The organism is Marivita sp. NO-S04, assembly GCF_059070475.1.
Genome location: NZ_CM180980.1, coordinates 2,432,328 through 2,453,916, shown reverse-complemented (window position 1 = coordinate 2,453,916; position 21,589 = coordinate 2,432,328). Strand labels below are relative to the sequence as shown.

19 protein-coding genes are annotated in these 21,589 nt (G+C 60.5%); 14 read left to right on the top strand and 5 right to left on the bottom strand.

The genetic code is table 11. The features are described from left to right. Positions 1-19 precede the first annotated feature (19 nt). The 4 genes from ACK3EW_RS12635 to ACK3EW_RS12620 all read right to left on the bottom strand — a co-directional run bounded on the left by ACK3EW_RS12635 (position 20) and on the right by ACK3EW_RS12620 (position 3,738). Positions 20-991 (bottom strand): TRAP transporter substrate-binding protein, encoded by a 972-nt coding sequence (locus tag ACK3EW_RS12635; RefSeq protein ID WP_085628720.1) that lies wholly within the window; start codon positions 989-991, stop codon positions 20-22. A gap of 192 nt (positions 992-1,183) precedes the next feature. Further along, complete coding sequence (locus ACK3EW_RS12630; protein WP_493806501.1) at positions 1,184-2,029, bottom strand: MurR/RpiR family transcriptional regulator; 846 nt, start codon at positions 2,027-2,029, stop codon at positions 1,184-1,186. 75 nt (positions 2,030-2,104) lie between these two features. After that, positions 2,105-3,016, bottom strand: coding sequence for a sugar kinase (locus tag ACK3EW_RS12625; RefSeq protein ID WP_493806500.1), 912 nt, complete (start codon positions 3,014-3,016; stop codon positions 2,105-2,107). Next, complete coding sequence (locus ACK3EW_RS12620; protein WP_493806499.1) at positions 3,013-3,738, bottom strand: GntR family transcriptional regulator; 726 nt, start codon at positions 3,736-3,738, stop codon at positions 3,013-3,015. Before ACK3EW_RS12620 ends, ACK3EW_RS12625 begins: the two co-directional genes overlap by 4 nt. A gap of 165 nt (positions 3,739-3,903) precedes the next feature. On the opposite strand from ACK3EW_RS12620, the gene uxaC reads away from it, so the two are divergent. The 14 genes from uxaC (at position 3,904) to ACK3EW_RS12550 (ending at position 21,073) form a co-directional block, all read left to right on the top strand. Further along, on the top strand, positions 3,904-5,310 hold the full coding sequence (gene uxaC / locus ACK3EW_RS12615) for a glucuronate isomerase (RefSeq protein ID WP_493806498.1): 1,407 nt from the start codon (positions 3,904-3,906) through the stop codon (positions 5,308-5,310). Positions 5,311-5,333: 23 nt separating this feature from the next. Continuing rightward, positions 5,334-6,314 carry a TRAP transporter substrate-binding protein gene (locus tag ACK3EW_RS12610; RefSeq protein WP_493806497.1) on the top strand — a complete coding sequence of 327 codons (981 nt, stop codon included), beginning with the start codon at positions 5,334-5,336 and terminating at the stop codon, positions 6,312-6,314. Positions 6,315-6,383: 69 nt separating this feature from the next. After that, complete coding sequence (locus ACK3EW_RS12605; protein ID WP_439119204.1) at positions 6,384-6,893, top strand: TRAP transporter small permease; 510 nt, start codon at positions 6,384-6,386, stop codon at positions 6,891-6,893. Then, the gene (locus tag ACK3EW_RS12600; RefSeq protein ID WP_439119194.1) at positions 6,893-8,173 is read left to right on the top strand and encodes a TRAP transporter large permease; all 1,281 of its coding nucleotides are present in this window, start codon (positions 6,893-6,895) and stop codon (positions 8,171-8,173) included. The genes ACK3EW_RS12605 and ACK3EW_RS12600 overlap by 1 nt, the downstream gene beginning before the upstream one ends. Positions 8,174-8,181: 8 nt before the next feature. Further along, entirely contained in the window at positions 8,182-8,487 is a 306-nt protein-coding gene (locus tag ACK3EW_RS12595) for a cupin domain-containing protein (RefSeq protein ID WP_493806496.1), read from the top strand. Positions 8,488-8,505: 18 nt separating this feature from the next. Beyond that, a complete protein-coding gene (gene kduI, locus ACK3EW_RS12590; protein ID WP_493806495.1) occupies positions 8,506-9,330 on the top strand; it encodes a 5-dehydro-4-deoxy-D-glucuronate isomerase in 825 nt (274 codons plus the stop codon). Further along, entirely contained in the window at positions 9,327-10,067 is a 741-nt protein-coding gene (gene kduD, locus ACK3EW_RS12585; protein ID WP_493806494.1) for a 2-dehydro-3-deoxy-D-gluconate 5-dehydrogenase KduD, read from the top strand. The genes kduI and kduD overlap by 4 nt, the downstream gene beginning before the upstream one ends. Continuing rightward, positions 10,057-11,469 (top strand): mannitol dehydrogenase family protein, encoded by a 1,413-nt coding sequence (locus tag ACK3EW_RS12580; RefSeq protein WP_493806493.1) that lies wholly within the window; start codon positions 10,057-10,059, stop codon positions 11,467-11,469. The genes kduD and ACK3EW_RS12580 overlap by 11 nt, the downstream gene beginning before the upstream one ends. After that, positions 11,466-12,638: a mannonate dehydratase gene (gene uxuA / locus ACK3EW_RS12575; RefSeq protein ID WP_493806492.1), complete on the top strand. Its 1,173-nt coding sequence runs from the start codon at positions 11,466-11,468 to the stop codon at positions 12,636-12,638. Before ACK3EW_RS12580 ends, uxuA begins: the two co-directional genes overlap by 4 nt. Further along, complete coding sequence (locus ACK3EW_RS12570; protein ID WP_493806491.1) at positions 12,631-14,154, top strand: UxaA family hydrolase; 1,524 nt, start codon at positions 12,631-12,633, stop codon at positions 14,152-14,154. The genes uxuA and ACK3EW_RS12570 overlap by 8 nt, the downstream gene beginning before the upstream one ends. A 76-nt stretch (positions 14,155-14,230) precedes the next feature. Further along, complete coding sequence (locus ACK3EW_RS12565; protein ID WP_493806490.1) at positions 14,231-16,099, top strand: sensor histidine kinase; 1,869 nt, start codon at positions 14,231-14,233, stop codon at positions 16,097-16,099. Further along, positions 16,096-17,439 carry a sigma-54-dependent transcriptional regulator gene (locus ACK3EW_RS12560; RefSeq protein WP_493806489.1) on the top strand — a complete coding sequence of 448 codons (1,344 nt, stop codon included), beginning with the start codon at positions 16,096-16,098 and terminating at the stop codon, positions 17,437-17,439. Before ACK3EW_RS12565 ends, ACK3EW_RS12560 begins: the two co-directional genes overlap by 4 nt. A 227-nt stretch (positions 17,440-17,666) precedes the next feature. Beyond that, positions 17,667-18,656, top strand: coding sequence for a TAXI family TRAP transporter solute-binding subunit (locus ACK3EW_RS12555; RefSeq protein WP_493806488.1), 990 nt, complete (start codon positions 17,667-17,669; stop codon positions 18,654-18,656). A 146-nt stretch (positions 18,657-18,802) separates the two neighbouring features. Then, positions 18,803-21,073, top strand: coding sequence for a TRAP transporter permease (locus ACK3EW_RS12550; RefSeq protein ID WP_493806487.1), 2,271 nt, complete (start codon positions 18,803-18,805; stop codon positions 21,071-21,073). Between the two features lie 61 nt (positions 21,074-21,134). Here ACK3EW_RS12550 and ACK3EW_RS12545 read toward each other — a convergent pair whose 3' ends face one another. Beyond that, positions 21,135-21,578, bottom strand: coding sequence for an RbsD/FucU family protein (locus ACK3EW_RS12545; protein ID WP_493806486.1), 444 nt, complete (start codon positions 21,576-21,578; stop codon positions 21,135-21,137). Positions 21,579-21,589 lie beyond the last annotated feature (11 nt).

Genomic DNA, 21,589 nt, shown 5'->3' with positions numbered 1-21,589 from the left:
CGGTCCATCGCTGCTGGCCTCACTCGATACCAAGGGCAGCTTTGGTGGCTGCGATCATGTCTTCACCGATCACGTCCACAAAGGTCGGGCTTTCGTAAAGCGGTGCTGCGGCGGCTTGGAACGCGGCAAAGTCGATCTCGTTGATTTCCATCTTATCGGCCAATGCCGCGATGGTTTCGCTGTCGGTCGTCTCGCCCCATTCAAAGGTCCACGGTGCAACGTCCTGCGCCACGCTCAGGATAGTGTCCTTCAGCTCTGGGTCGAGGCTGGCAAGGAAAGGTTCACCAAAGACGAGGAAGGTTGGAAGGTAGACATGGTTCGACAGCGACATGTAGCCCTGCACTTCAAAGAGCTTGGCCGTGTCTACGACGTTGGCGGGGTTTTCCTGCCCGTCGATTGTACCCTGATCAAGCGCCGAATAGACCTCGCCAAAGGACAGCGGCGTGGCGTTGGCCCCCAGCGTGTTGAACATTTCGACCCGTTGTTTGTTGGTCGGTGTCCGGATTTTCAGACCCTCGAGGTCAGCTGGCACGACGATCGGGCGCACCTTGTTGGTGATCTGACGGAAGCCATTGTCCCACATCGCGGCCAGAACCATGCCGGTGCCGTCGAACCCGTCGGCAAGCATTTCGCCTGCGGGGCTGGAGGCAAAGGTCTGTACTGCCGCGCGGTCTTCGAACAGGTAGGGCAGATCGAAGATCGCAGTGCGCGTGTTGATCTGCGACACGGCTGAAGCCGACAAAGACCCATGGTGCGTGCCAAGGGACAGACCCTGAAGCACGTCTTCTTCCTTGCCCAAGGTGTTCGACATGAAAATCTGCACATCGACCGCGCCTGGCGCGGCCGCTTCCAGACGGGTTTCGTATTCCTGCAGGAAGACATGCGCGAACGAGCCTTCGGGCAGCGAAGAGTTGATCTGAAGGACAGTCTGTGCCGAGGCAACGGCAGGCAGCGCGGCAAGTGTGGCAGCTAGGATCAGATGTTTTGTCATGATGCGATTCTCCTTTTCAAGGCGTGAAAGAAACTTGGCCCATATGAAAGGAATTTTTCTTACAACGGCAAAATAAGAAATTGTATTTTCTTGGAGGTGCGGACAGTTTTCATCTGTCCTGCTCAAGAAATGGGCGATTGGCAGGGGGGTGCGGTTGGATTTTGGCCGTTGATGAGTCGCAGGCTGCGCCGATCAGAGTTCGGCAAGCCGCTCGTGCATGTCTTCGATATCGCCCATGCGCTTGCGTCCGGCTGGCCCGGACACCTCAAGACAGCGGGCTGCAACAAGATTGCAGACTGCCATCACGCTGACATGGTTCAAAAGCGGCCCTGATGAAGTTGTCGTACAGGTGATGTGCCAGCGTGCAGGTAGGGCTTCCATCGACGGGACATCCCCGATCAGGGCAACCTGTGCCCCTGAGTCCACTGCGGCTTTCGCAAGGCTCCACGCGATCTTGGGGTTGCGACGGAGCAATAGGACGATGGCGACGTCGTCGGTGGATAGGGTCGCCACGGATTCGGCCAGTGTTTCGCCTGGGCGCGGCACAACCGAAACTGATGGCAGGACCTGCGTGATTTGCCAGCCAAGGTAGCTGGCCAAAGGGTAACCTGCGCGAAACCCGGCCAGCCAGACGCGCCGCGCTTTGTGCAGGGCGTGGGCAAGACTGTCGATCTCGTCCGATGCGAGGCTGCCATAGGTGGCGTCGAGATTGGCGCGGGATTGGTCTAGGTGTCGACCGGCAGTGTTGATCGTGTCATTCTGCCCAGTACCAAAGCGTAAGAGGGCAGAGCCGGTGCGCCCCTCTTCCCGAACGGCCTTTCGCGCCTCGTCATAAGACGTGTATCCCAGTTTGCGCACAAACCTTGAAACCGTGGCATTCGAGACTTCGGCCAATCCCGCGATCTCCGAGGCGGAATACCCAGCCATGTCGCCGGGAAAATCCAGCACCGCCTCAGCAAGCCGACGTTCGGTGGGGTGAAGGTCGGGCAAAATGGCCCGCACCCGCGCCATGAAGGTTTTGGGAGTCCGCTGTTTCATCCGTGCAAAATGCTTTTCTTCGTGGGCGAGGTAAAGCGCGTTCTTGTGATTTGCCGCACGTCGTGCTGCGGCTTGTCAGTTTGCGTTGATGGCCTCAGGCACCAAGGCGCCGCGATGTGTGACGACCCGCGCGGCAAGCTGTGCTCCGGTGCTCACAGCGTGCTCGGGCGACAGCCCGGTGCAGCGCGCGGCCAGAAAGCCAGCATTGAATGAATCCCCCGCAGCCGTGGTATCGACCACATTGACTACGTGGGTCGGGGCAAGGTGCTGCGCTCCTCGTTCCGTGTGAAGGATGATTTCGCCCGGACCGTTCTTCACGACGACAATGCTCGCGCCAAGATCGGTATAACGCTTGGCGGTATCTATTGGGGTCGCGTCGCCAAACCAGGTGGCTTCATCCTCGTGCGAGGGCAACACGACATGACTGCATAGTGCGGCCTTGGTGATTGCCGAGGTCATGGTTGCTGTGTCGGGCCAAAGCTTTGGTCTCAGATTTGGATCGAACACGACCTGTCCACCGCGAGCGCCGAAATCCTGCAATTGTTCCAGCAGCGTGTCGCGATCTTGCTCTGGCAGGATGGCAAGCGTGATCCCCGAAAAATAGGCGATGTCTGCACCATCAAGCGGTTTGGCGATGTCTTTACCCGATTGCGCCAGTGTGCGCGCCGCACTTTGACTGCGCCAATAGCTGAAGCTGCGCTCTCCGTCCTGCAACTGGATCATGTAGAGACCCAATGTCTGCTCTGCCCGGCGCAGGATGAAGGTGGTCTCGATTTTGGCCGACCCAAGAAAGTCCAGCATCTGGTCGGACAGGCTGTCCGTGCCCACGGCGGTGAAATACCCGATCTGCGCGCGGTCGCCCAATAGCTTGGCCAGATACCACGCGGTATTGAGAGTGTCGCCCGCGAACCCCATACGGTAAGTGCCAACGGTGTCCAGCGGGGCCATCTCGACCATGCATTCCCCGATGCAGACGATCCGGGTCACGGCGCGATATCCGTAAACCAATTGTGGTTCTCGGCCTTGATCTCGTCGATCTGCACCAGAATGCGCGACAGATGCTTGTCGATAGCATCCGCCGCCGCGTCCGGGCTTCGGGCGCTCAAGGCGTCCAGAATGGCGATGTGCTCGTTCAGCGCATAGTTCTGGGACGATCTGTCAAGCGTCAGCATCCGCACGCGGTCCATATGGCCCTTGTTTTCGCTGATCACGTCCCAGACATAGCCCACTCCGGATTGGACACAGATCTCTCGGTGAAAGGCGTCGTCCAGCGCGTGGAATCGCGATCGGTTGTTTTCGGAGATGGCCTCTTTTTGCTGGTCAATCAGATTGGACAGCGCATGAAGCCCCTCATCGGAAATCACATGGCAGGCGGTGCGGCAGGTGTGCATTTCAAGCGCCAGCCGGATGAAACGCGCGCGCAGCACGGCTTCTTCGGAAATCAGGCTGACGGTGGTGCCGCTTTGGGGGCGGATTTGGAGGAAGCCAAGGTTGGCCAGTCGGCGGAACGCTTCGCGCACGGGTTGGCGCGACACGCCCATCTTGGCGGAGACCTCGGCCTCGGAAATCTTGGTCTCTGGTGGCAGTTCAAGCGACAGGATGCGGTCGTGCAAGACCTTGAAGACCTGATCCGCAATCGTCGGCTGAACCTGCTGGCGCAGTTGGGGCAGGGGCAGGGGGGCTGATTTTTTCTGGACCGATGTCGTCACGTGTCTCGCCCTCCTCATGCGTATTGCCTTGCCGTCTTCATAGCACAGGCACCCCCAGACTTTGCAACTAGGATATTAGTTGACGCGTAAAAATTGCCAAACTAGGATATTAGTCATCAGCGGTTTTCAAAAGCCATGCTCCGCTGGGGAAAAACGGGAGGAAACATGGCGCTATTGGATGAGAATCGGCTGTTTTCGCCTGACCCTGTTTTGCGCGGGCTGTCCCGAACGCTTTACGACTCGGTCCGTGATCTGCCGATCATCAGCCCGCATGGCCATACCGATCCGCAATGGTTTGCCGAGAACGCCGCGTTCCCCGATCCCGCGCGCCTTTTCGTGACCCCGGATCACTACGTCTTCCGCATGTTGCATTCACAGGGTGTCCCGCTGGAAGCGATGGGTGTTCCCCGCGCAGATGGCGGCGAGACCGAACAAGACCCGCGAACCATCTGGCGGCTGTTCGCGTCGGGCTACCATTTGTTCCGAGGCACACCGACCCGCCTTTGGGTCGACCACGCGCTGCAAGAGGTGTTCGGTGTCACCGAACGTCTGTCCTCCGAGACCGCGGATTCGATCTATGACCGGATCGACGATTGCCTGAAGCAGGAGGCGTTTCGCCCCCGTGCTTTGTTCGAACGGTTCAACATCGAGGCGATCTCGACCACCGAAAGCGCCATCGACGATCTCAAATGGCACCGGATGATCCGTGACAGTGGATGGAGCGGCAAGGTCGTGACCGCCTACCGCCCAGACGCCGTGGTCGATCCCGAATTTCAGGGGTTCGCCGCCAATGTCGAAAAGCTGGGCGAGATGGCGGGCGAGGATGCCACGACATGGCAGGGCTACCTTGCGGCCCACCGCAACCGCCGCGCCTATTTCAAGGAATTCGGCGCGACATCCTCGGACCATGGCCACCCAACTGCCCGCACCGAAGACCTGCCGCAGGATGTTGCTGCGGCGCTGTTCGACAAAGCGCTGCGAGGCGCTTGCACCGCAGATGAGGCGGATGCCTTCCGAGGCCACATGCTGACCGAGATGGCGCGGATGAGCCTTGAGGATGGTCTTGTTCTGCAAATCCATCCCGGGTCCGCGCGCAATCATTCCGATCCGATTATGGCGCGGTTCGGGCGGGACAAGGGCTATGACATCCCCACACGCACCGATTACGTGCACGCCCTGCGCCCGCTGCTGAACGCGGTGGGCGAACGGTCCGATCTGACCATCATCCTCTTCACGCTGGACGAGACATCCTACGCCCGCGAATTGGCACCCCTCGCGGGCGTCTACCCGACGCTGAAACTCGGCCCGCCTTGGTGGTTCCACGACAGCTACGAAGGCATGATGCGGTTCCGTGAAATGGCGACGGAAACCGCCGGGTTCTATAACACCGTCGGGTTCAACGACGACACCCGTGCCTTCTGTTCCATCCCCGCGCGACACGACGTGGCGCGCCGGGTTGATTGCGCGTTCCTTGCCAACCTGATCGCCACAGGGCGGCTGGCAAAGGACGAAGCATTCGAGGTCGCACATGACCTCGCATACCGGCTTGCAAAGCAGGCTTACCGGCTCTGAGAGCCATTTTCTGGGAGGAAACCATGAATTACGTCAAAACACTTGGGGCGGCCTTGCTGGCCAGTGTCGCCTTTGTCTCGGCGGCTGCGGCCTGCGAAGTGACACTGCGGTCGTCAGACACCCATCCCGAAGGCTACCCGACCGTCGTCGCGGTACAGAAGATGGGCGAGATGCTTGCAGAGCGCACCGGCGGCAAGCTTTGCATCGAAGTGTTCCACTCGGCCCAGCTGGGGCAGGAGAAGGACACGATCGAACAGACGCAGTTCGGTGTGATTGACATGAACCGCGTCTCGCTTGGGCCGTTCAACAACATCATCGAAGAAACTCAAGTGCCGTCGCTGCCGTTTATCTTCCGGTCAACCGACCACATGCACCGCGTGATGGATGGCCCGGTGGGACAGCAGATCCTAGATGCTTTCAGCGATCACGACCTTGTTGGTCTGGCGTTCTACGACGGTGGCTCGCGCAGCTTCTACAACTCGCAGCGGCCGATCCGTTCTATCGAAGACCTTGCCGGGATGAAGTTCCGCGTCATGCAGTCGGACATCTTTGTCGACATGGTCTCTGCCCTTGGCGCCAACGCCACGCCCATGCCTTACGGCGAGGTCTATTCCTCGATCCAGACCGGCGTGATCGACGGAGCCGAAAACAACTGGCCGTCTTATGACAGCTCGGGCCATTTCGAGGTCGCCCAGTATTACACATTGAACCAGCACCTGATCGTGCCCGAAGTGCTGGTGATGTCCAAAACCAGCTTCGACAAGCTGTCCGCTGAAGAGCAGGAAATCGTCCGTCAGGCAGCACGCGATTCCGTTCCGGTGATGCGTGACCTGTGGCAGGAGCGCGAAAAGGTGTCCGAGCAGCGCGTGCGGGATGCGGGTGTCGAGATCATTACCGATATCGACAAGACGCCCTTCATCGAAGCCATGGTTCCCGTCTACCAAAAATACGTGACCTCACCCAAGCTTCAGCAGATGGTCGCTGATATTCAGGCAACTGAATAATCCAAGACCCGTCCCATGGCCGACTGTCATGGGGCGGGTGTCTTTGCGAGGGTGGGCAGGCCTGACATGATGAAAACGATTGCGCTTTTGACCGGGCGTTTGGCGCGTGTCGCCTTGTGGGTTGCCGGGATCGGGCTGGTCCTGATGACGGTGCTGATCGCGGCGCAGGTGTTCTGGCGCTATGTGCTGAACGACAGTATCATCTGGACCGAACCTGCATCGGTGATGATCATGGGCTGGTTCATCTTTCTGGGTGCTGCCGTTGGCATCCGCGAAGGCTACCATCTTTCTTTCGATGTTCTGCTGTATGTGGTGCCGCAGCGAATCAAGCTGGTGCTGCATTCGATTTCTGATCTGGCCGTCGCGTCCTTTGGCGTCGGCATGATCTGGTACGGCTGGCAGCTGGCGGAAAAGACGGCCGGTAACAAGCTGCCGGGCTTGGGAATTTCCGGCGCGTTCGATTTTGCCCCGATTGTCGCGGGCGGAGTTCTGATCGTCCTTTTCTCGACCGAGCGGATCGCGCGCCGCGCCGCGGGTCTTCCGACCGCGCGCTTTGGCGAAGAGGCAGAGATCGACTGATGGAACTCTATGTCCTCTTCGGAACTTTCACGTTTCTGCTGCTGATCGGCACGCCTGTCGCGTTCTGTCTGGGTGTGTCCAGCTTTGCCACCATTGCCTATCTCGGCTTGCCGCCGGTCGTCGTTTTTCAGCGTTTGAACTCAGGCGTGTCAGTGTTCGCGCTGATGGCTATCCCGTTCTTCATCTACGCGGGCGATTTGATGGTGCGCGGCGACATTGCACGACGGCTCGTGGCGCTTGCCGGAGGGTTTGTCGGCCACCTGCGCGGTGGGCTGGGGCAGGTCAACGTGCTGTCTTCGGTGATGTTCGGCGGTGTGTCCGGCTCGGCGGCGGCCGATGCCAGCGCGGTGGGTGGCCTGATGGTCCCGCAGATGAAAGAGCGCGGCTATGATACCGATTACGCGGTCAACATCACCGTGGTGAGTTCGATCATCGCGCTGCTGCTGCCGCCGTCCCACAACATGATCATCTATTCAATTGCAGCGGGCGGGCGCATTTCGATTGCCGATCTCTTCACCGCAGGGATCATACCGGGCTTTCTGCTGGCTGGTCTTCTGATGCTGGCCGCGTGGTGGATGGCGGTGCGCAAGGGCTACCCGACCCAGCCTTTTCAGGGCGTGCGGATGCTCGGCACGCTGTTCGTGTCGGCAGCGCCTGGACTGATCCTTGTGGCGATCATCTTTGGCGGTGTGCGGTCAGGGGTGTTTACCGCGTCCGAGTCTTCGAACATCGCGGTGGTTTATGCGCTGCTGGTGACGTTCTTCGTCTATCGCAGCCTGAGCTGGAGCGACTTCATCGAAGCCACATTTGCCGCGGTCCGCACCACCGCGATGGTGCTGATGGTCATCGGATGTGCGGCGGCCTTCGGCTGGCTCTTGGCCTACACGCGGGTGCCCGCGTCGATGGTGGCGCTGTTGCAGGGGGTGTCGGACAACCCGATCATCATCCTGCTGCTGCTGAACCTCGTGCTGCTGATCCTTGGCACCTTCATGGACATGTCGCCATTGATCGTCATCACCACGCCGATCTTCCTGCCGGTGGCCACGGCCTTTGGTGTCGATCCGGTGCATTTTGGGGTCATCCTGATCCTGAACCTTGGCATCGGGCTTTGCACGCCGCCGGTGGGAGCGGTGCTGTTCGTGGGCTGCGCGGTCGGTCGCATTCCGGTCTGGGATGCGGTGCGGACGATCTGGCCCTTTTACGGTGCGGCGTTGGTGACGCTGATGCTTGTCACCTACATTCCGGCGCTGTCGCTCTGGCTGCCGTCGCTTTTCAGATGAGGAAAGACATGACTTATCCTGTAGTGCCGACCGATCCGGGTGTGACGCGTCAAGTGCTGGCGGAAAACCCCGACCTGATGGTGGTGGCGTTCCGGTTCGAAGACGGTGCCGAGGGCAAGCTGCACGATCATCCGCATGTGCAATCCACCTATGTCGAAGCAGGGCGCTTCACTTTTTTCGTGGGTGATGTCGAACACGACCTCGGCCCCGGTGACAGCGTTGTCATCCCGTCCGGGGCACGACACGGATGCCGCTGCCGCGAGGCGGGCACACTCATCGACACCTTCACCCCGCGCCGCGACGATTTTCTTTGACCCGAAAGGCCTGACACCATGCTCAAGACCCAAACCCGCCACGCGATTGATCCGGCCACCGCCAAGACGCTGGATACTGATCAGCTGCGGGCGCATTTCCATGTTGGTGGCCTGTTTGAGGAAGGCGAGATCAACCTTGTCTACACCCATTATGACCGCCTGATCCTTGGCTCTGCCGTGCCTGCGGGCGGGACACTCGCGCTGGATCAGGTCAAGGAGGCGGGCACGCCGTCCATTCTCGACCGTCGCGAGATGGGGGTGCTGAACATTGGAACAGCCGGCTCTGTGACGGTTGGTGGAACGACCTACGAGGTTGGAACCGGCGAGGTGCTTTATATCGGTATGGGCTCCGGCCCGGTGAAATTTAGCGGCAACGGGCGGTTCTACGTGTTGTCCGCCCCGGCGCATCAGACATATCCAACGCGGCTCATCACACTGGCCGATGCACGGCGCGTCGAGCTGGGTGCGCGCGAAACGGCGAATGAGCGGGTCATCATCCAGTTCCTGCACCCCGAAGTGTGCCAAAGCTGCCAGCTTCTGATGGGCTACACTCAATTCGCGGAAGGGTCTGTCTGGAACACCATGCCCGCCCACCTGCATGATCGGCGGATGGAGGCCTATCTCTATTTCCAACTGCCGGAAAACCAGCGCGTGTTCCACCTTATGGGCGAACCGTCGCAGACGCGCCACATCGTCATGGCCAATGAAGAGGCGGTGATCTCGCCGCCCTGGTCGATCCATGCCGGAGCGGGGACATCGTCCTATACCTTTTGCTGGGCGATGGCAGGCGATAATGTCGATTTCACCGATATGGACATGGTGGCGATGGAGGATTTGCGGTGAGCATGTTTTCCCTGACCGGGCGACGCGCACTGGTGACAGGTGCGAATACCGGCATCGGGCAGGCCATCGCCGTTGGTCTGGCCGAAGCTGGGGCAGAGGTGATCTGTGCCGGACGGCGTACCTGTGACGAGACCGTGGAGTTGATCACCAAGGCCGGAGGCACCGCATTGTCTGTGCTGGTCGATTTCGCCGATCCGATGGCGGGGCAGGGGCTGTTCGACGATCAACCCATCGACTTGCTTATCAACAACGCGGGCATCATCCGCCGCGCCGATGCGGTCGACTTCGCCGAGGCCGATTGGGACGCAGTGATGGACGTGAACCTCAAGGCGCTGTTCTTTACCACCCAAGCCTTTGCCAAGGCGGTACTTGAGCGTGGCGGGACCGGGGCGGTGGTCAACATCGCCTCACTGCTGTCGTTTCAGGGCGGCATCCGCGTGCCGTCCTACACCGCGTCGAAACATGGCGTAGCAGGGCTGACCAAGCTTTTGGCGAACGAATGGGCCGCCAAGGGCATCAACGTGAACGCGGTTGCCCCCGGCTATATCGAGACCAACAACACCGACGCGCTGCGCAACGATCCCGACCGCAATCAGGCGATCTTCGACCGTATTCCGGCAGGGCGCTGGGGGCAGGCCGAGGACATCGCGGGCGCTGCCGTATATCTGTGTACGCCTGCAGCGCGCTACGTGCATGGTGCGGTTCTGAATGTGGATGGAGGCTGGCTTGCCCGCTGACACCGCTCAGGGCCCCAAGACGGGGATTGTACATCTGGGCCTTGGGGCGTTCTTTCGTGGTTTCGGCTGTGTGTTCGTGGCCGATGCAATGGCGGCTTCGGGTGGCGATTGGGGCATCACCGGCGTGTCCCTGCGTAGCCCCGACACGCGAGATGCGCTGCAGGGGCAGGGCTGGGGCTATACTTCGGTCACGCTTGCGCCTGAAGGCGAACAAACGCGTTGGATCACCGTTCTGACCGACGTGCTGGTTGCACCTGAAGACCCCCAAGCGGTGCTGATCGCGATGGCGAAACCAGATGTACGGATTGTGACATTGACCGTCACGGAAAAGGGCTACTGCCATAACCCAGCCACCGGCGCTCTGAACGCTGATCATCCCGATATCATTCACGATCTGGCCCATGATCTTCCTAAGTCAGCCCCCGGTTTTCTGGTCCGCGCCTTGCAGCGCAGGCGGGCTGCAGGCGTTGCGCCGTTTACTGTTCTCACCTGTGACAACCTGCCGGAAAACGGGCGTCTGGTGCGCGGTCTCGTGCTTGATTTCGCGCGTCGTCTGGACCCGGACCTGGCAGACTGGATCGCCACAGAAGGCAAGTTTCCTTGCACCATGGTGGACCGGATTACACCAGCCACCACCATGGCCGACATCGCCCGTGTTGGCCAATTGACAGGCAATGTCGATGCGGCACCGGTGATGCACGAGCCCTTTGCCCAATGGGTGATCGAAGACGATTTCGTCGGGAACGCCCGCCCGGATTTCGCCGCAGCCGGTGTCGAGATGGTGCAAGACGTGACCGCGCATGAGCATATGAAGCTGCGCATGCTGAATGGCACCCATTCCGCGCTGGCCTATACCGGCTATCTCGCCGGGCACGAGACCATTGCCGAAACCGTCGCGGACCCCGTCTTTTCCGCCTATGTGTGGCGGCTCTGGTCCGAGATCATTCCGGCGGTGCAGGCCCCCGATGGCGTCAGCCTGACCGAGTACGCTGATGCGCTGTTCGACCGCTACGCCAACCCCGGTATCCGCCACAAGACGTGGCAGATCGCGATGGATGGCAGCCAGAAACTGCCGCAGCGCATTTTGGGCAGTCTGGCGGCAAATCTGTCTGCCGGGCGGGACTCGCCTGCGCTCTGCCTCGCTGTGGCGGCGTGGATGCGGTATGTGGGTGGGATGGATGAATTGGGGCAAGTGATTGACGTGCGAGACCCGTTGGCGGGGCGGCTGCGCGATGCATCGGACAGTGCGGATACACCAGAGGGCAAGGTCGCGGCTTTGCTCGGTGTGCGCGATGTGTTTCCTGCCGAGCTGGCCGAGCAATTGATCCGACCCGTCACCAAAGCCGCAATCCAGCTTTGGACCAAAGGCACCCGCGCCGCAATTGAAGAGGGGGCGCTATGATCGAAACGTGGCGCTGGTACGGTGAGTTCGACCCGATCACGCTGGCCGAAGTGGCGCAGACAGGTGCGGCTGGGATCGTCAGTGCGCTGCACGCCATCCCTTACGGCGAGGTGTGGCCGCATGAGGCGATCGCCGCGCGAAAACGCGCCATCGAAGAGGCGGGGTTCGTGTGGTCTGTCGTCGAAAGCCTGCCGGTGCACGAGCGCATCAAGAAGGGCGAGGGCGATCTGTCCGCGCTTTTTGCCAATTACCGGCAGTCTATGGCCAATCTGGCAGAGCAAGGCGTACAGACGATCTGCTACAACTTCATGCCGCTTCTCGACTGGACACGCACCGATCTGGCGGCGCCTGTCGCGGGCGGAGCCACCTGCCTGCGGTTCGAAGCGACCCATATGGTGGCGTTCGAGATCCACATGTTGGGGCGTCAGGCGGCCGAAGACGATTACAGCGACGAGGTGCGCGTCCGTGCAGCCGCGTGGTATCAGCAGGCGACAGAAGCCGAGCGCGACACGTTGCTGGCGTCGATCATGGCCGGGATGCCGGGGGCGTTTGACCGTTACGACATCCCGGGGCTGCGCACCGCACTTGCTGCGTATGACGAAATTGACCGTGACGCGTTGCGCGCCAACTACGCCCGGTTCCTCGCAGAGGTTATTCCGGCAGCTGAAGACTTGGGCATCCGGCTTTGCGTGCACCCCGACGACCCGCCGCGCGATATTCTTGGACTGCCGCGCATCGTGTCTACGGGTGACGATCTGGAATGGGTACTGGCGACGCAGGACAGTCCGGCCAATGGCGTGACGCTTTGTTCCGGCTCGCTTGGGGCGCATCCGGGCAATGATGTGCCTTCCATTGCTGCCCGGGTGGCGGACCGCATCCACTTCGCCCATCTGCGTAACGTGCGTAAAGAGCCCGACGGATCGTTCGAAGAAGCGGCGCATCTGGATGGCGATACCGACATGGTGCTTTTGCTGCGTGTTCTCTTGCGGGAAGAGGCGCGGCGCAGGGCTGAAGGGCGCGCGGATCACGTGATCCCATTCCGCCCTGACCATGGCCACCACATGCTGACCGATCATGATCGTGATTTCGTGCCGGGTTATCCGCTGATTGGCCGTCTGCGCGGTCTTGCGGAATTGCGCGGCGTGATCCGGGGTATTGGGCATGTCTGAACCGCTGGTGCTTCATCCATCTGACAACGTCGCGGTTCTGACTGTACGGGCGCAAACGGGCGCGGACCCGCTTGGGGTCAGTGCGCCGTTGCCAGTGCCCTTGTCAGCGGGGCACAAGATTGCCCGTCAGGCTATCCCGGCAGGTGCTCCAATCCTCAAGTTCGGCCAGTTCATCGGCAAGGCGACCGCCGACATCGCCGCTGGTGACCATGTGCATACGTTCAACTGCATCTTCGACAACCCCGAGCAAACCTATGCTGTCGGGGCCGATCTGGAGGCTGCACAGACAGCCATCCCGCAGTCAGCCCCTTTGACCTTCCAAGGCTATTTGCGCCCTGATGGACGCGTTGGAACGCGCAATTACATCGCGCTGCTGGCGACGGTGAACTGTTCGGCCACGGTGATCCGCCGTGCGGCGACCGAGATCAAGGCGAGCGGTATGCTCGACGCCTATCCGGATATCGACGGCATCGTGGCGCTGGCCCATGGCACGGGCTGCGGTATGGCAGGCAGCGGACCAGGATTTGAAATCCTCGACCGCGTGCTGTGGGGACATGCCACCCATCCAAACGTCGGCGCTGCAGTATTTGTGGGCTTGGGCTGCGAAGTGATGCAGATCGCACGCATGCAATCACATTTCGGCGCCGAGAGCACGGCGCATTTCCACGGGCTGACCATTCAGGATACCGGAGGAACCCGCGCCACAATCGACGCGATCAAGGACCACGTTGTGGATCTTTTGCCAAAGGTGAACGTCATATCGCGCAGCCCGCAACCGATGTCGGCGCTGCGGGTGGCGTTGCAATGCGGCGGGTCGGACGGGTTTTCCGGTATCACCGCTAACCCGGCTCTTGGTGTGGCGAGCGATCTGCTGATCGGGCAAGGCGGAACCGCGATCCTGTCGGAAACGCCCGAAATTTACGGCGCGGAGCAATTGTTGCTCCGCAGGGCCGCGTCTGACGCGGTCGCGGACAAGCTGATCCGCCAGATCAAGTGGTGGGAAAGCTATACCGCGCAGAACGGTGGGTCGCTCGACAACAACCCAAGCCCCGGCAACAAGCTGGGGGGGATCACGACGATCTTGGAGAAATCGCTGGGCGCTGCGGCGAAAGGTGGGTCCACGCCACTGACCGCCGTGTATGACTATGCCGAACAGGTCGACGCGCCCGGCCTCGTGTTCATGGACACGCCCGGTTATGACCCGGTGTCGGTCACCGGCCAGATCGCGGGTGGCGCACAGATCGTGGTTTTCACCACTGGGCGCGGATCGGCGTTCGGGTCAAAGCCAGCGCCGACGATCAAGCTGGCCACCTCGGACCGGCTGTTTCAGCAGATGCCGGATGATATGGACCTGAACACCGGGGATGTCCTGTCGCAAGGGGTTATGATTGCCGATAAAGGTCGGGAGATTTTCGATCTCATCCGCGCCACCGCGTCTGGCCAGCCCACCAAATCCGAGACCCTTGGGCTGGGCGATCACGAATTTGTCCCGTGGCAGATCGGGGCGGTGATGTAGGCCGCCTATCCCTGCAAATGCGCAGATCACGCGCGAGCGGCTTGTCTCGGTTCGCGAATGGACGCATCTTCGCGCCATGATCGGTTCGACAGTAAACACGCATCGCCTTTGGACGCGGAATTGGGCGGTTGCCTTGATCGTGGGCGGCGTGGCGCTTTTGCTGGCGTCGCTGGTCTTGCTGTTTCCCGCCCTTGAACGTGTCTACCTGAGTCAGTTGGGCAAGCGCGAAGCATCGACTCTAACCTTGGCTGTCGAAGGTCTGAACGGATCGCTGCGCCGGTTCGAGGCTTTGCCCGGATTGATCGCCGAACGCCCCGATCTGGCGCAGGTGTTGCGGGATCCATCGAACTCAGAACTGATTGACCGGGTGAACGACGCGTTGCATCAAACCGCAGAAGAGGTGGGGCTTTCTGACATCTTTCTGATTGACCGCAACGGGCTGACACATGCGGCAAGCAACCACTGGAAAGACCTGTCCTTTGTCGGTCAGAACTTTGCATACCGGCCCTATTTCACACGTGCCCTTTCTGGCGATCAGGGGCGCTTTTTCGCGCTGGGCACGACGTCGGGGGAACGTGGTTACTTCTTTGCCGAAGCGGTGCGCGACGGGACCGAGATCGTGGGTGTGCTGGCGGTCAAATTCACTGTCGATGCGTTCGAAGATGCATGGCGCGATGGGACGAACGACATTCTGGTTCAGGACGAGGCTGGTGTGATCTTCATGGCCAGCCGCCCCGACTGGCATTTCCGGTCTTTGGAGCCGTTAAGCCCAGAGGCGCGGGCGGCCATAGAAGACACAAAGAAATACCCGATGGATCAGCTTGTGCCATTGCAAGCCTCGCAAGAGGTCTTTGATGACAGGTTTCGGAAGGTTGAGATCACCGACAACTCTGGCGCGACCGAGCAGTTTTTGGTGCAAAGTCAAATGATCCCGGAGGCCGGTTGGCAGGTGTCGCTTTTGACGCCCAGCGAACAGGCCTGGACCCGCGCGATGGGAACGGTGGCGCTTTCGGCGCTTCTTCTGTTGCTCGTTGGACTGATTGCCACTGTCGTCATTCAGCGCCGCATTCAGTTGCAGGAGCGGATCCGCGCGGCACTGTCGATGCAGGAAGAACTGGAGCACAGGGTCACCCAACGCACTGCAGAGCTTAAGGACGCAAACGCCCTCATCATGCAGGAGGTCGAGGAACGGCGCGCGGCCGAGACCTTGTTGCGGCAAACGCAAACGGAACTCATTCAGGCTGGCAAACTTGCGGCCTTGGGCCAGATGGCCGCTGCTTTGAGCCACGAGTTCAACCAACCGCTGGCGGCGGTGAAATCCTTTGCCCGCAATGCCGGGGCCTATCTGGATCGCGGCGAGCCGGACAAGGTGCGCCAGAATGTCGGAATGATCGACGATATGGTTGACCGGCTGGCCGCCATCTCGACTCACTTGCGCAACTTTGCCCGCCGTCCCGGTGAGAAAACCGAACCTGTCTTGCTCAACCGGGCTTTGGACAGCGCGCTGGTCATTCTCGAACCCAAGATGCGGGCCTCTGGCTGCCGGGTGAACCGTGACCAGATCGACGGTGACATCTGGGTGTTGGGCGGGCAGGTGCGGTTGCAGCAGGTCTTCGTCAATTTGCTCAGCAATGCGGTGGATGCGATGAACGACGTGCCGGACCCTATTGTTGATCTGTCCCTCGACATGGACGGAGGTGGGGTTCATGTACGGGTTCGTGACCGTGGAACCGGAATGACCGACGCTGAGATCGCGCAACTGTTCGATCCGTTTTTCACCACCAAAGAGCCCGGCAAGGGCATGGGGTTGGGACTTTCGATTTCTTATAACATCGTGCGCGACTTTGGCGGCACGCTCGAAGGGCGCAACCATCCCGAAGGTGGTGCTGTCTTCAGCGTGACATTGAAGCTGGCCGAAGCGCCATCAATGGCTGCCGCCGAATGACCAAGACGCCCGCTGTTCTGTTTGTCGATGACGAAGAGCCGCTGCGCATTGCGGCACAGCAGACCTTGGAGTTGGCTGATCTCGACTGTACGTGTTTCGACCGGGCGGCCTCTGCTTTGGCAGTAATCGGGCCGGAATTCCCCGGCATTCTGGTGACAGACATTCGGATGCCGGGCATGGACGGGACAGAACTTTTGCGGGCCGCCCTGCAAAAAGACCCGGAGTTCCCGGTGATCCTTGTCACCGGTCATGGCGATCTGGATCTGGCTGTCGGCATGATGCGGGAAGGGGCGTATGATTTTATCGAAAAGCCCTATGCCCCGGAACGTCTGGTCGATGCGGTGCGGCGGGGCTTGGAGATGCGCCGCCTGACCATCGAGAACCGTACTCTGCGGTCTGAAATGGCGCCGTTGATTGGGGCAAAAGACGGGTTGCGCGGGTTCAGCCCCGAGATGGAAACCGTTCGCAAACAGATCTGCGCGGTCGCCGCCAGCGATGCCGATGTGCTGATCGTGGGTGACACCGGTACCGGCAAGGGTCTGGCGGCGCAGGCTGTGCACGCGGCCAGCAAACGCGCTGATCGGCCTTTTGTGGCCATCAACTGTGCGGCTTTGCCGTCGGACATGATCGAAAGCGAATTGTTCGGTCACGAAGCCGGAGCTTTTGCAGCAGCGGCACGGGCGCGGGCTGGCAAGTTCGAACATGCTCGTCGCGGCACGGTGTTTCTGGACGAGATCGACAGCCTGCCGCTGGCCTTGCAGGCCAAACTGCTGCACGCCGTTGAAACCCGGTCGATCAGCCGTCTTGGATCACATGACCGGATCGACCTTGATGTCCGGTTCATTGCGGCGTCGAAATCCGATCTCGAGGCTGCGGCGGCCAAAGGCACGTTTCGCGGTGATCTGCTCTACCGTCTCAACGTTGTGACAATCCGCATGCCGTCGCTTGCAGCGCGGCGTCAGGACATTCCGATGTTGTTTTTGACCTTCGTCGCGCAGATGGCAGACCGTTATGACCAACCCGTGCCACAGGTTCCGGGTGCAGTGCTGGATGCGTTTGCGGCCCGGGACTGGCCCGGCAATGCCCGCGAGTTGCGCAATGCCGCCGAACGTTATGTGCTGGGCCTACCAGATGCGGCGGATCAGGCAACACCGTCGTCAGGAACGCTTGTTGAACGGGTGGCGGAACACGAGCGCGCGTTGATCGCGGCCAGTCTTGCGGCCAATGCGGGGCGGCTGAAAGACACCTACGAGGCGCTTGGGATTTCGCGGAAAGCGCTTTACGAAAAGATGCAGCGCTACGGTCTGGACCGCGAGTCCTTTGTCGAACCAGACAACTGATACGCTGGGTGTTTCCCAAACAGCGGCCCGATGTGTCGTTCACGACCCAAAAATTCTGGCGTTTGTCCCCCCGCCGACCCATCGCCACGAAAAACTGTGACTTGCCTAAAATGTTGGCGGTAACGGCGCTAGGCGATGCGCGGGGTCGCATGGTTCCTGAGCGGCGACCCGGCGAGGAGACACAGGCCGGGCTATACACACTCTTTGTATGCGTTTGGGAGGAACCAATGCAGAAAATCACAGCACTCACCTTTGCCGTCACTTGTGCCATCACAGGTCAGGCGTTTGCCGAAAGCCATGCCGACCGCACCGGTTGGCCGGACAGCTTTACCGTGGGCACCGCGTCGCAGGGCGGCACGTTCTTTGCCTATGGTTCGGGTTGGGCGAACCTTGTCGCGGAAGAGCTGGGCGTCTCCGGTGGCGGCGAAGTCACGGGTGGCCCGATGCAGAACATGGCGCTGGTGCACACCGGTGATGTTCAGTTCGGCATGACCACGATGGGTCCGGCAGCGGAATCCCTCGCGGGGACCAACCCGATTGCACCCGGTCTTCAGATGACCAACGCCTGCGCGATGTTCCCGATGTACCAGACACCGTTCTCGGTCACCGCACTGTCGTCTTCGGGCATCACTTCGATTGCCGACATTCCGGCAGGTGCGCGTATCGGCTTTGGCCCGGCAGGGTCGACATCCGACACATATTTCCCGCGGATGATGGAAACGCTGGGTGTCGACTTTGAGCGTCGCAATGGCGGCTGGTCCGACCTTGGCGGTCAGCTTCAGGATGGTTTGCTGGACGTGATCGCGTTCGCTGCAGGCGTTCCGGTTCCGGCCGTGTCACAGCTTGAGGTTCAGACCGATGTGAACATCATCGAGTTCACCGAAGAAGAGCAGGCCAAGATCATCGAAGCCTTCCCGGTCTCTGCGTTCGAGATCTCGGCCGAGGCCTACACCACTCTGGAAGCACCGGCGCGATCAGTTTCCATGTGGAACTTCGCCATTGCGAACTGCGATCTGCCGGCAAGCTTTGTGAATGCGGCTGTCGATGTCGTTATGTCCGACAACGAGCGGATGGTGAACATCCACCGTGCGGCAACGTCGACCCTGCCCGAGAACTGGGACAAGAACGGTGTTCTCAAGTGGCACCCCGGTGCGGCTCAGTGGTTCAAGGACAACGCTGGCGCGGACATTCCCGATAGCATGATCCACGGCATGTAAGCCGTTTCGGAGCGGCGCTGGCAACCTGCGCCGCTCCACGTTTTGGCATCCCGCGCGCGTTGAAATGCGCCTGGTCGGGTGCCCCTTTTTCTCAAGACATGAAGCGCCGACGCGACAGCCAAGGCGGCTTTGCCAGGGAGGTGGCAATGGTTCAGGAGTCCACACAGGCCGACAAGGCTGTGATCGCAGAAGGCGTCGACGAAGAGCCGGTCGAAGCCAACCGACGTCTGTTTACGGGTTGGCGCATGCAGGTCGTGGCAGGGGCCGCGGCGCTTTATGCACTGTTCCACATGGCGGCGCTCAATGGTGTTTCCATTTCGGCCTATACCGGGATCACCGTGCCGCTCTTGCCGCAATTCCCGATGGAGACATGGAATTTCCGCATCTTCCACATAGCAGGCGCCTTGGCGCTGGGCTTTGTGGTCTACAACGCAATGATGTTTTCCGATGATGGCGACAAGGATGACCGAAGCGGCCTCTGGGGAAAGTTGGCCTATGTCCTTTTTATCCCGGCGCTGCTTGCGGTGGGAACAAGCCTTTGGTTTGCGCAGACCATTGCATCGGGCACCCTCCCAGAAATGGGCGGGTTGACCACATGGCCTGCCTTCGCGGGAACACCGATCTACGCGCAAGAGGTTTGGTATTTCGGGGTTCCTTTGCTGATCGCAACAGGCGGTGGCATTGTGCTGGGTTGGTTCGAAACCGCGCCGCGCGACGAGTTCCGGGTGTCTGACATCCTTCTGGGTGTCTGCGGTTTCGCTGTTGCGGCCTATCTGATCGCAATTTACGGCACCGCTGCCCGCAACGCCGTGGGCACACCGTTTGTGCCGATTGGCGTGGCTTTTGCCGCCACTGCCGGATCTGCGATGATCCTCGAACTGACACGGCGGGTGGCTGGTCTGGCACTTGTGATCATTACGGGTGTTTTCCTGCTCTATACCTTCGTGGCACACCTGTTGCCGGGCATTCTGGCCGTGCAAAGCGCCTATAGCTGGCAGCGCTTCTTTGGCCATGTCTATTCGGATGCGGGTATTCTCGGCCCAACGACAGCGGTCTCCTCGACCTACATCATCCTGTTCATCATCTTCGCGGCCTTCCTTCAGGCCTCCAAGGTGGGCGACTACTTCGTGAACTTCGCTTTCGCAGCGGCCGGTCGGGCGCGTGGCGGTCCTGCCAAGGTCGCGATTTTCGCGTCGGGCCTGATGGGTATGATCAACGGCACTTCTGCGGGCAATGTGGTGGCCACTGGATCACTGACCATCCCGCTGATGAAGAAGGTGGGCTACCGTCCGACGACTGCTGGTGCTGTTGAAGCCGCCGCCTCGACCGGTGGGCAGATCATGCCGCCGATCATGGGGGCAGGGGCCTTTATCATGGCCGAGATCACCGGCATCCCCTATCAGGACATCGCCATCGCGGCGATCATCCCGGCGATCCTGTATTTCGTATCGGTCTACTTCATGGTGGATTTCGAGGCGGCCAAATTGGGGATGCGCGGCATGCGCGATGACGAGTTGCCGAAGCTCGCCAAAATGGTGCGGCAGGTCTATTTGTTCATCCCGATCATCATTCTGATCGCCGCATTGTTCATGGGGTATTCAGTAATCCGTGCCGGAACTTTGGCGACGATGGCCGCCGCTGTGGTCAGCTGGTTGACCCCGTTCCCGATGACTTGGCGTGGTATTGTCAAAGCGTTCGAACTGGCGGGCATCATGTCGATCCAGATCATCGCGGTGTGTGCCTGCGCGGGGATTATCGTCGGTGTGATCAGCCTCACAGGCGTCGGCGCACGCTTCTCGGCGGTTCTGTTGGACCTCGCTGGCGTAAGTCAGCTTCTGGCGCTGTTCTTTGCCATGTGTATCGCAATCCTGTTGGGAATGGGGATGCCGACAACTGCGGCTTATGCGGTGGCGGCGTCCGTCGTGGCTCCGGGCCTTGTGCAATTGGGTATCCCGACACTGACCGCGCATTTCTTTGTGTTCTACTTCGCGGTTTTGTCGGCCATCACACCTCCGGTGGCGTTGGCCAGCTATGCGGCGGCGGGTATTTCCGGGGCAAACCCGATGCAGACCTCGGTCGCGTCCTTCAAGATCGGTATCGCGGCATTCATCGTCCCGTTCATGTTCTTCTATAACAGCGCGCTGTTGATGGAGGGCACGTGGTTCGAAGTGATCCGCGCGGGCATCACGGCCACCTTTGGTGTGTTCCTTTTGTCTGGCGGTGTGCAAGGGTGGTTCCTTGGCCAACGCTCGGCATGGTTCATCCGGCTCGGCCTGATCGCGGCGGCGCTGCTGATGATCGAGGGTGGTCTGATCACCGACCTTATCGGTATCGGGGTGACAGCGGGGGCTTGGCTGATCCAGCGCTTCCTGCATCCTGATCCGAATGCCAGCATCCCGGTGCGTGGCGCGGATTGACATACAAAAGGGCCGCCTGATGGGGCGGCCCTTTTTCACTCGGGGACGTGGTCTGAAACTCTCAGAAAACAACGCCCTTGCGCAGGATGAAACAGCCGAATGGGCGGTCTTCGCTGCATTGAACCACAGCAAAACATGTTGCGGCATGACGGTAGAACTCCTGCCGTCCCATGCTGGACAGAACACCACCGTCCGGCAGACGCGGTGTCAGCACATCCCACACGGCCTGATGCACGTCGGATACCGTGTCGGGTGCGTTGTCGATCTCCATTCGAAGCGCGCAATAGCTGTGGAAACTGTCAAGCGGCATCACTTGTGTGATCAGGTCGGCCACTGTTGCCGCGTCGTGGCCCGGATAGTGGATCACGTCCTTCACCGCACAACCCGCTGCGGACGTGGCCGAGGGGTAATTGCGATCAACCACCGCGATTTCGTCGCCATGCCCCATCCGAGCCAGCGTATAAAGAAGGTCGGGTGTCAGGCGCGGGTCCAATCCGATCAACATGGCAGGTGCTC

Bases quoted from the DNA above. Each gene is read 5' to 3' on its own strand.
- uxaC (WP_493806498.1), top strand. From the start codon at position 3,904: ATGGCGCTATTGGATGAGAATCGGCTGTTTTCGCCTGACCCTGTTTTG.
- kduI (WP_493806495.1), top strand. From the start codon at position 8,506: ATGCTCAAGACCCAAACCCGCCACGCGATTGATCCGGCCACCGCCAAG.
- ACK3EW_RS12565 (WP_493806490.1), top strand. From the start codon at position 14,231: ATGATCGGTTCGACAGTAAACACGCATCGCCTTTGGACGCGGAATTGG.
- ACK3EW_RS12635 (WP_085628720.1), bottom strand. From the start codon at position 991: ATGACAAAACATCTGATCCTAGCTGCCACACTTGCCGCGCTGCCTGCC.
- ACK3EW_RS12545 (WP_493806486.1), bottom strand. From the start codon at position 21,578: ATGTTGATCGGATTGGACCCGCGCCTGACACCCGACCTTCTTTATACG.
- ACK3EW_RS12555 (WP_493806488.1), top strand. From the start codon at position 17,667: ATGCAGAAAATCACAGCACTCACCTTTGCCGTCACTTGTGCCATCACA.
- ACK3EW_RS12560 (WP_493806489.1), top strand. From the start codon at position 16,096: ATGACCAAGACGCCCGCTGTTCTGTTTGTCGATGACGAAGAGCCGCTG.
- ACK3EW_RS12600 (WP_439119194.1), top strand. From the start codon at position 6,893: ATGGAACTCTATGTCCTCTTCGGAACTTTCACGTTTCTGCTGCTGATC.
- ACK3EW_RS12595 (WP_493806496.1), top strand. From the start codon at position 8,182: ATGACTTATCCTGTAGTGCCGACCGATCCGGGTGTGACGCGTCAAGTG.
- ACK3EW_RS12570 (WP_493806491.1), top strand. From the start codon at position 12,631: ATGTCTGAACCGCTGGTGCTTCATCCATCTGACAACGTCGCGGTTCTG.
- uxuA (WP_493806492.1), top strand. From the start codon at position 11,466: ATGATCGAAACGTGGCGCTGGTACGGTGAGTTCGACCCGATCACGCTG.
- ACK3EW_RS12610 (WP_493806497.1), top strand. From the start codon at position 5,334: ATGAATTACGTCAAAACACTTGGGGCGGCCTTGCTGGCCAGTGTCGCC.
- ACK3EW_RS12605 (WP_439119204.1), top strand. From the start codon at position 6,384: ATGAAAACGATTGCGCTTTTGACCGGGCGTTTGGCGCGTGTCGCCTTG.
- ACK3EW_RS12550 (WP_493806487.1), top strand. From the start codon at position 18,803: ATGGTTCAGGAGTCCACACAGGCCGACAAGGCTGTGATCGCAGAAGGC.
- ACK3EW_RS12630 (WP_493806501.1), bottom strand. From the start codon at position 2,029: ATGAAACAGCGGACTCCCAAAACCTTCATGGCGCGGGTGCGGGCCATT.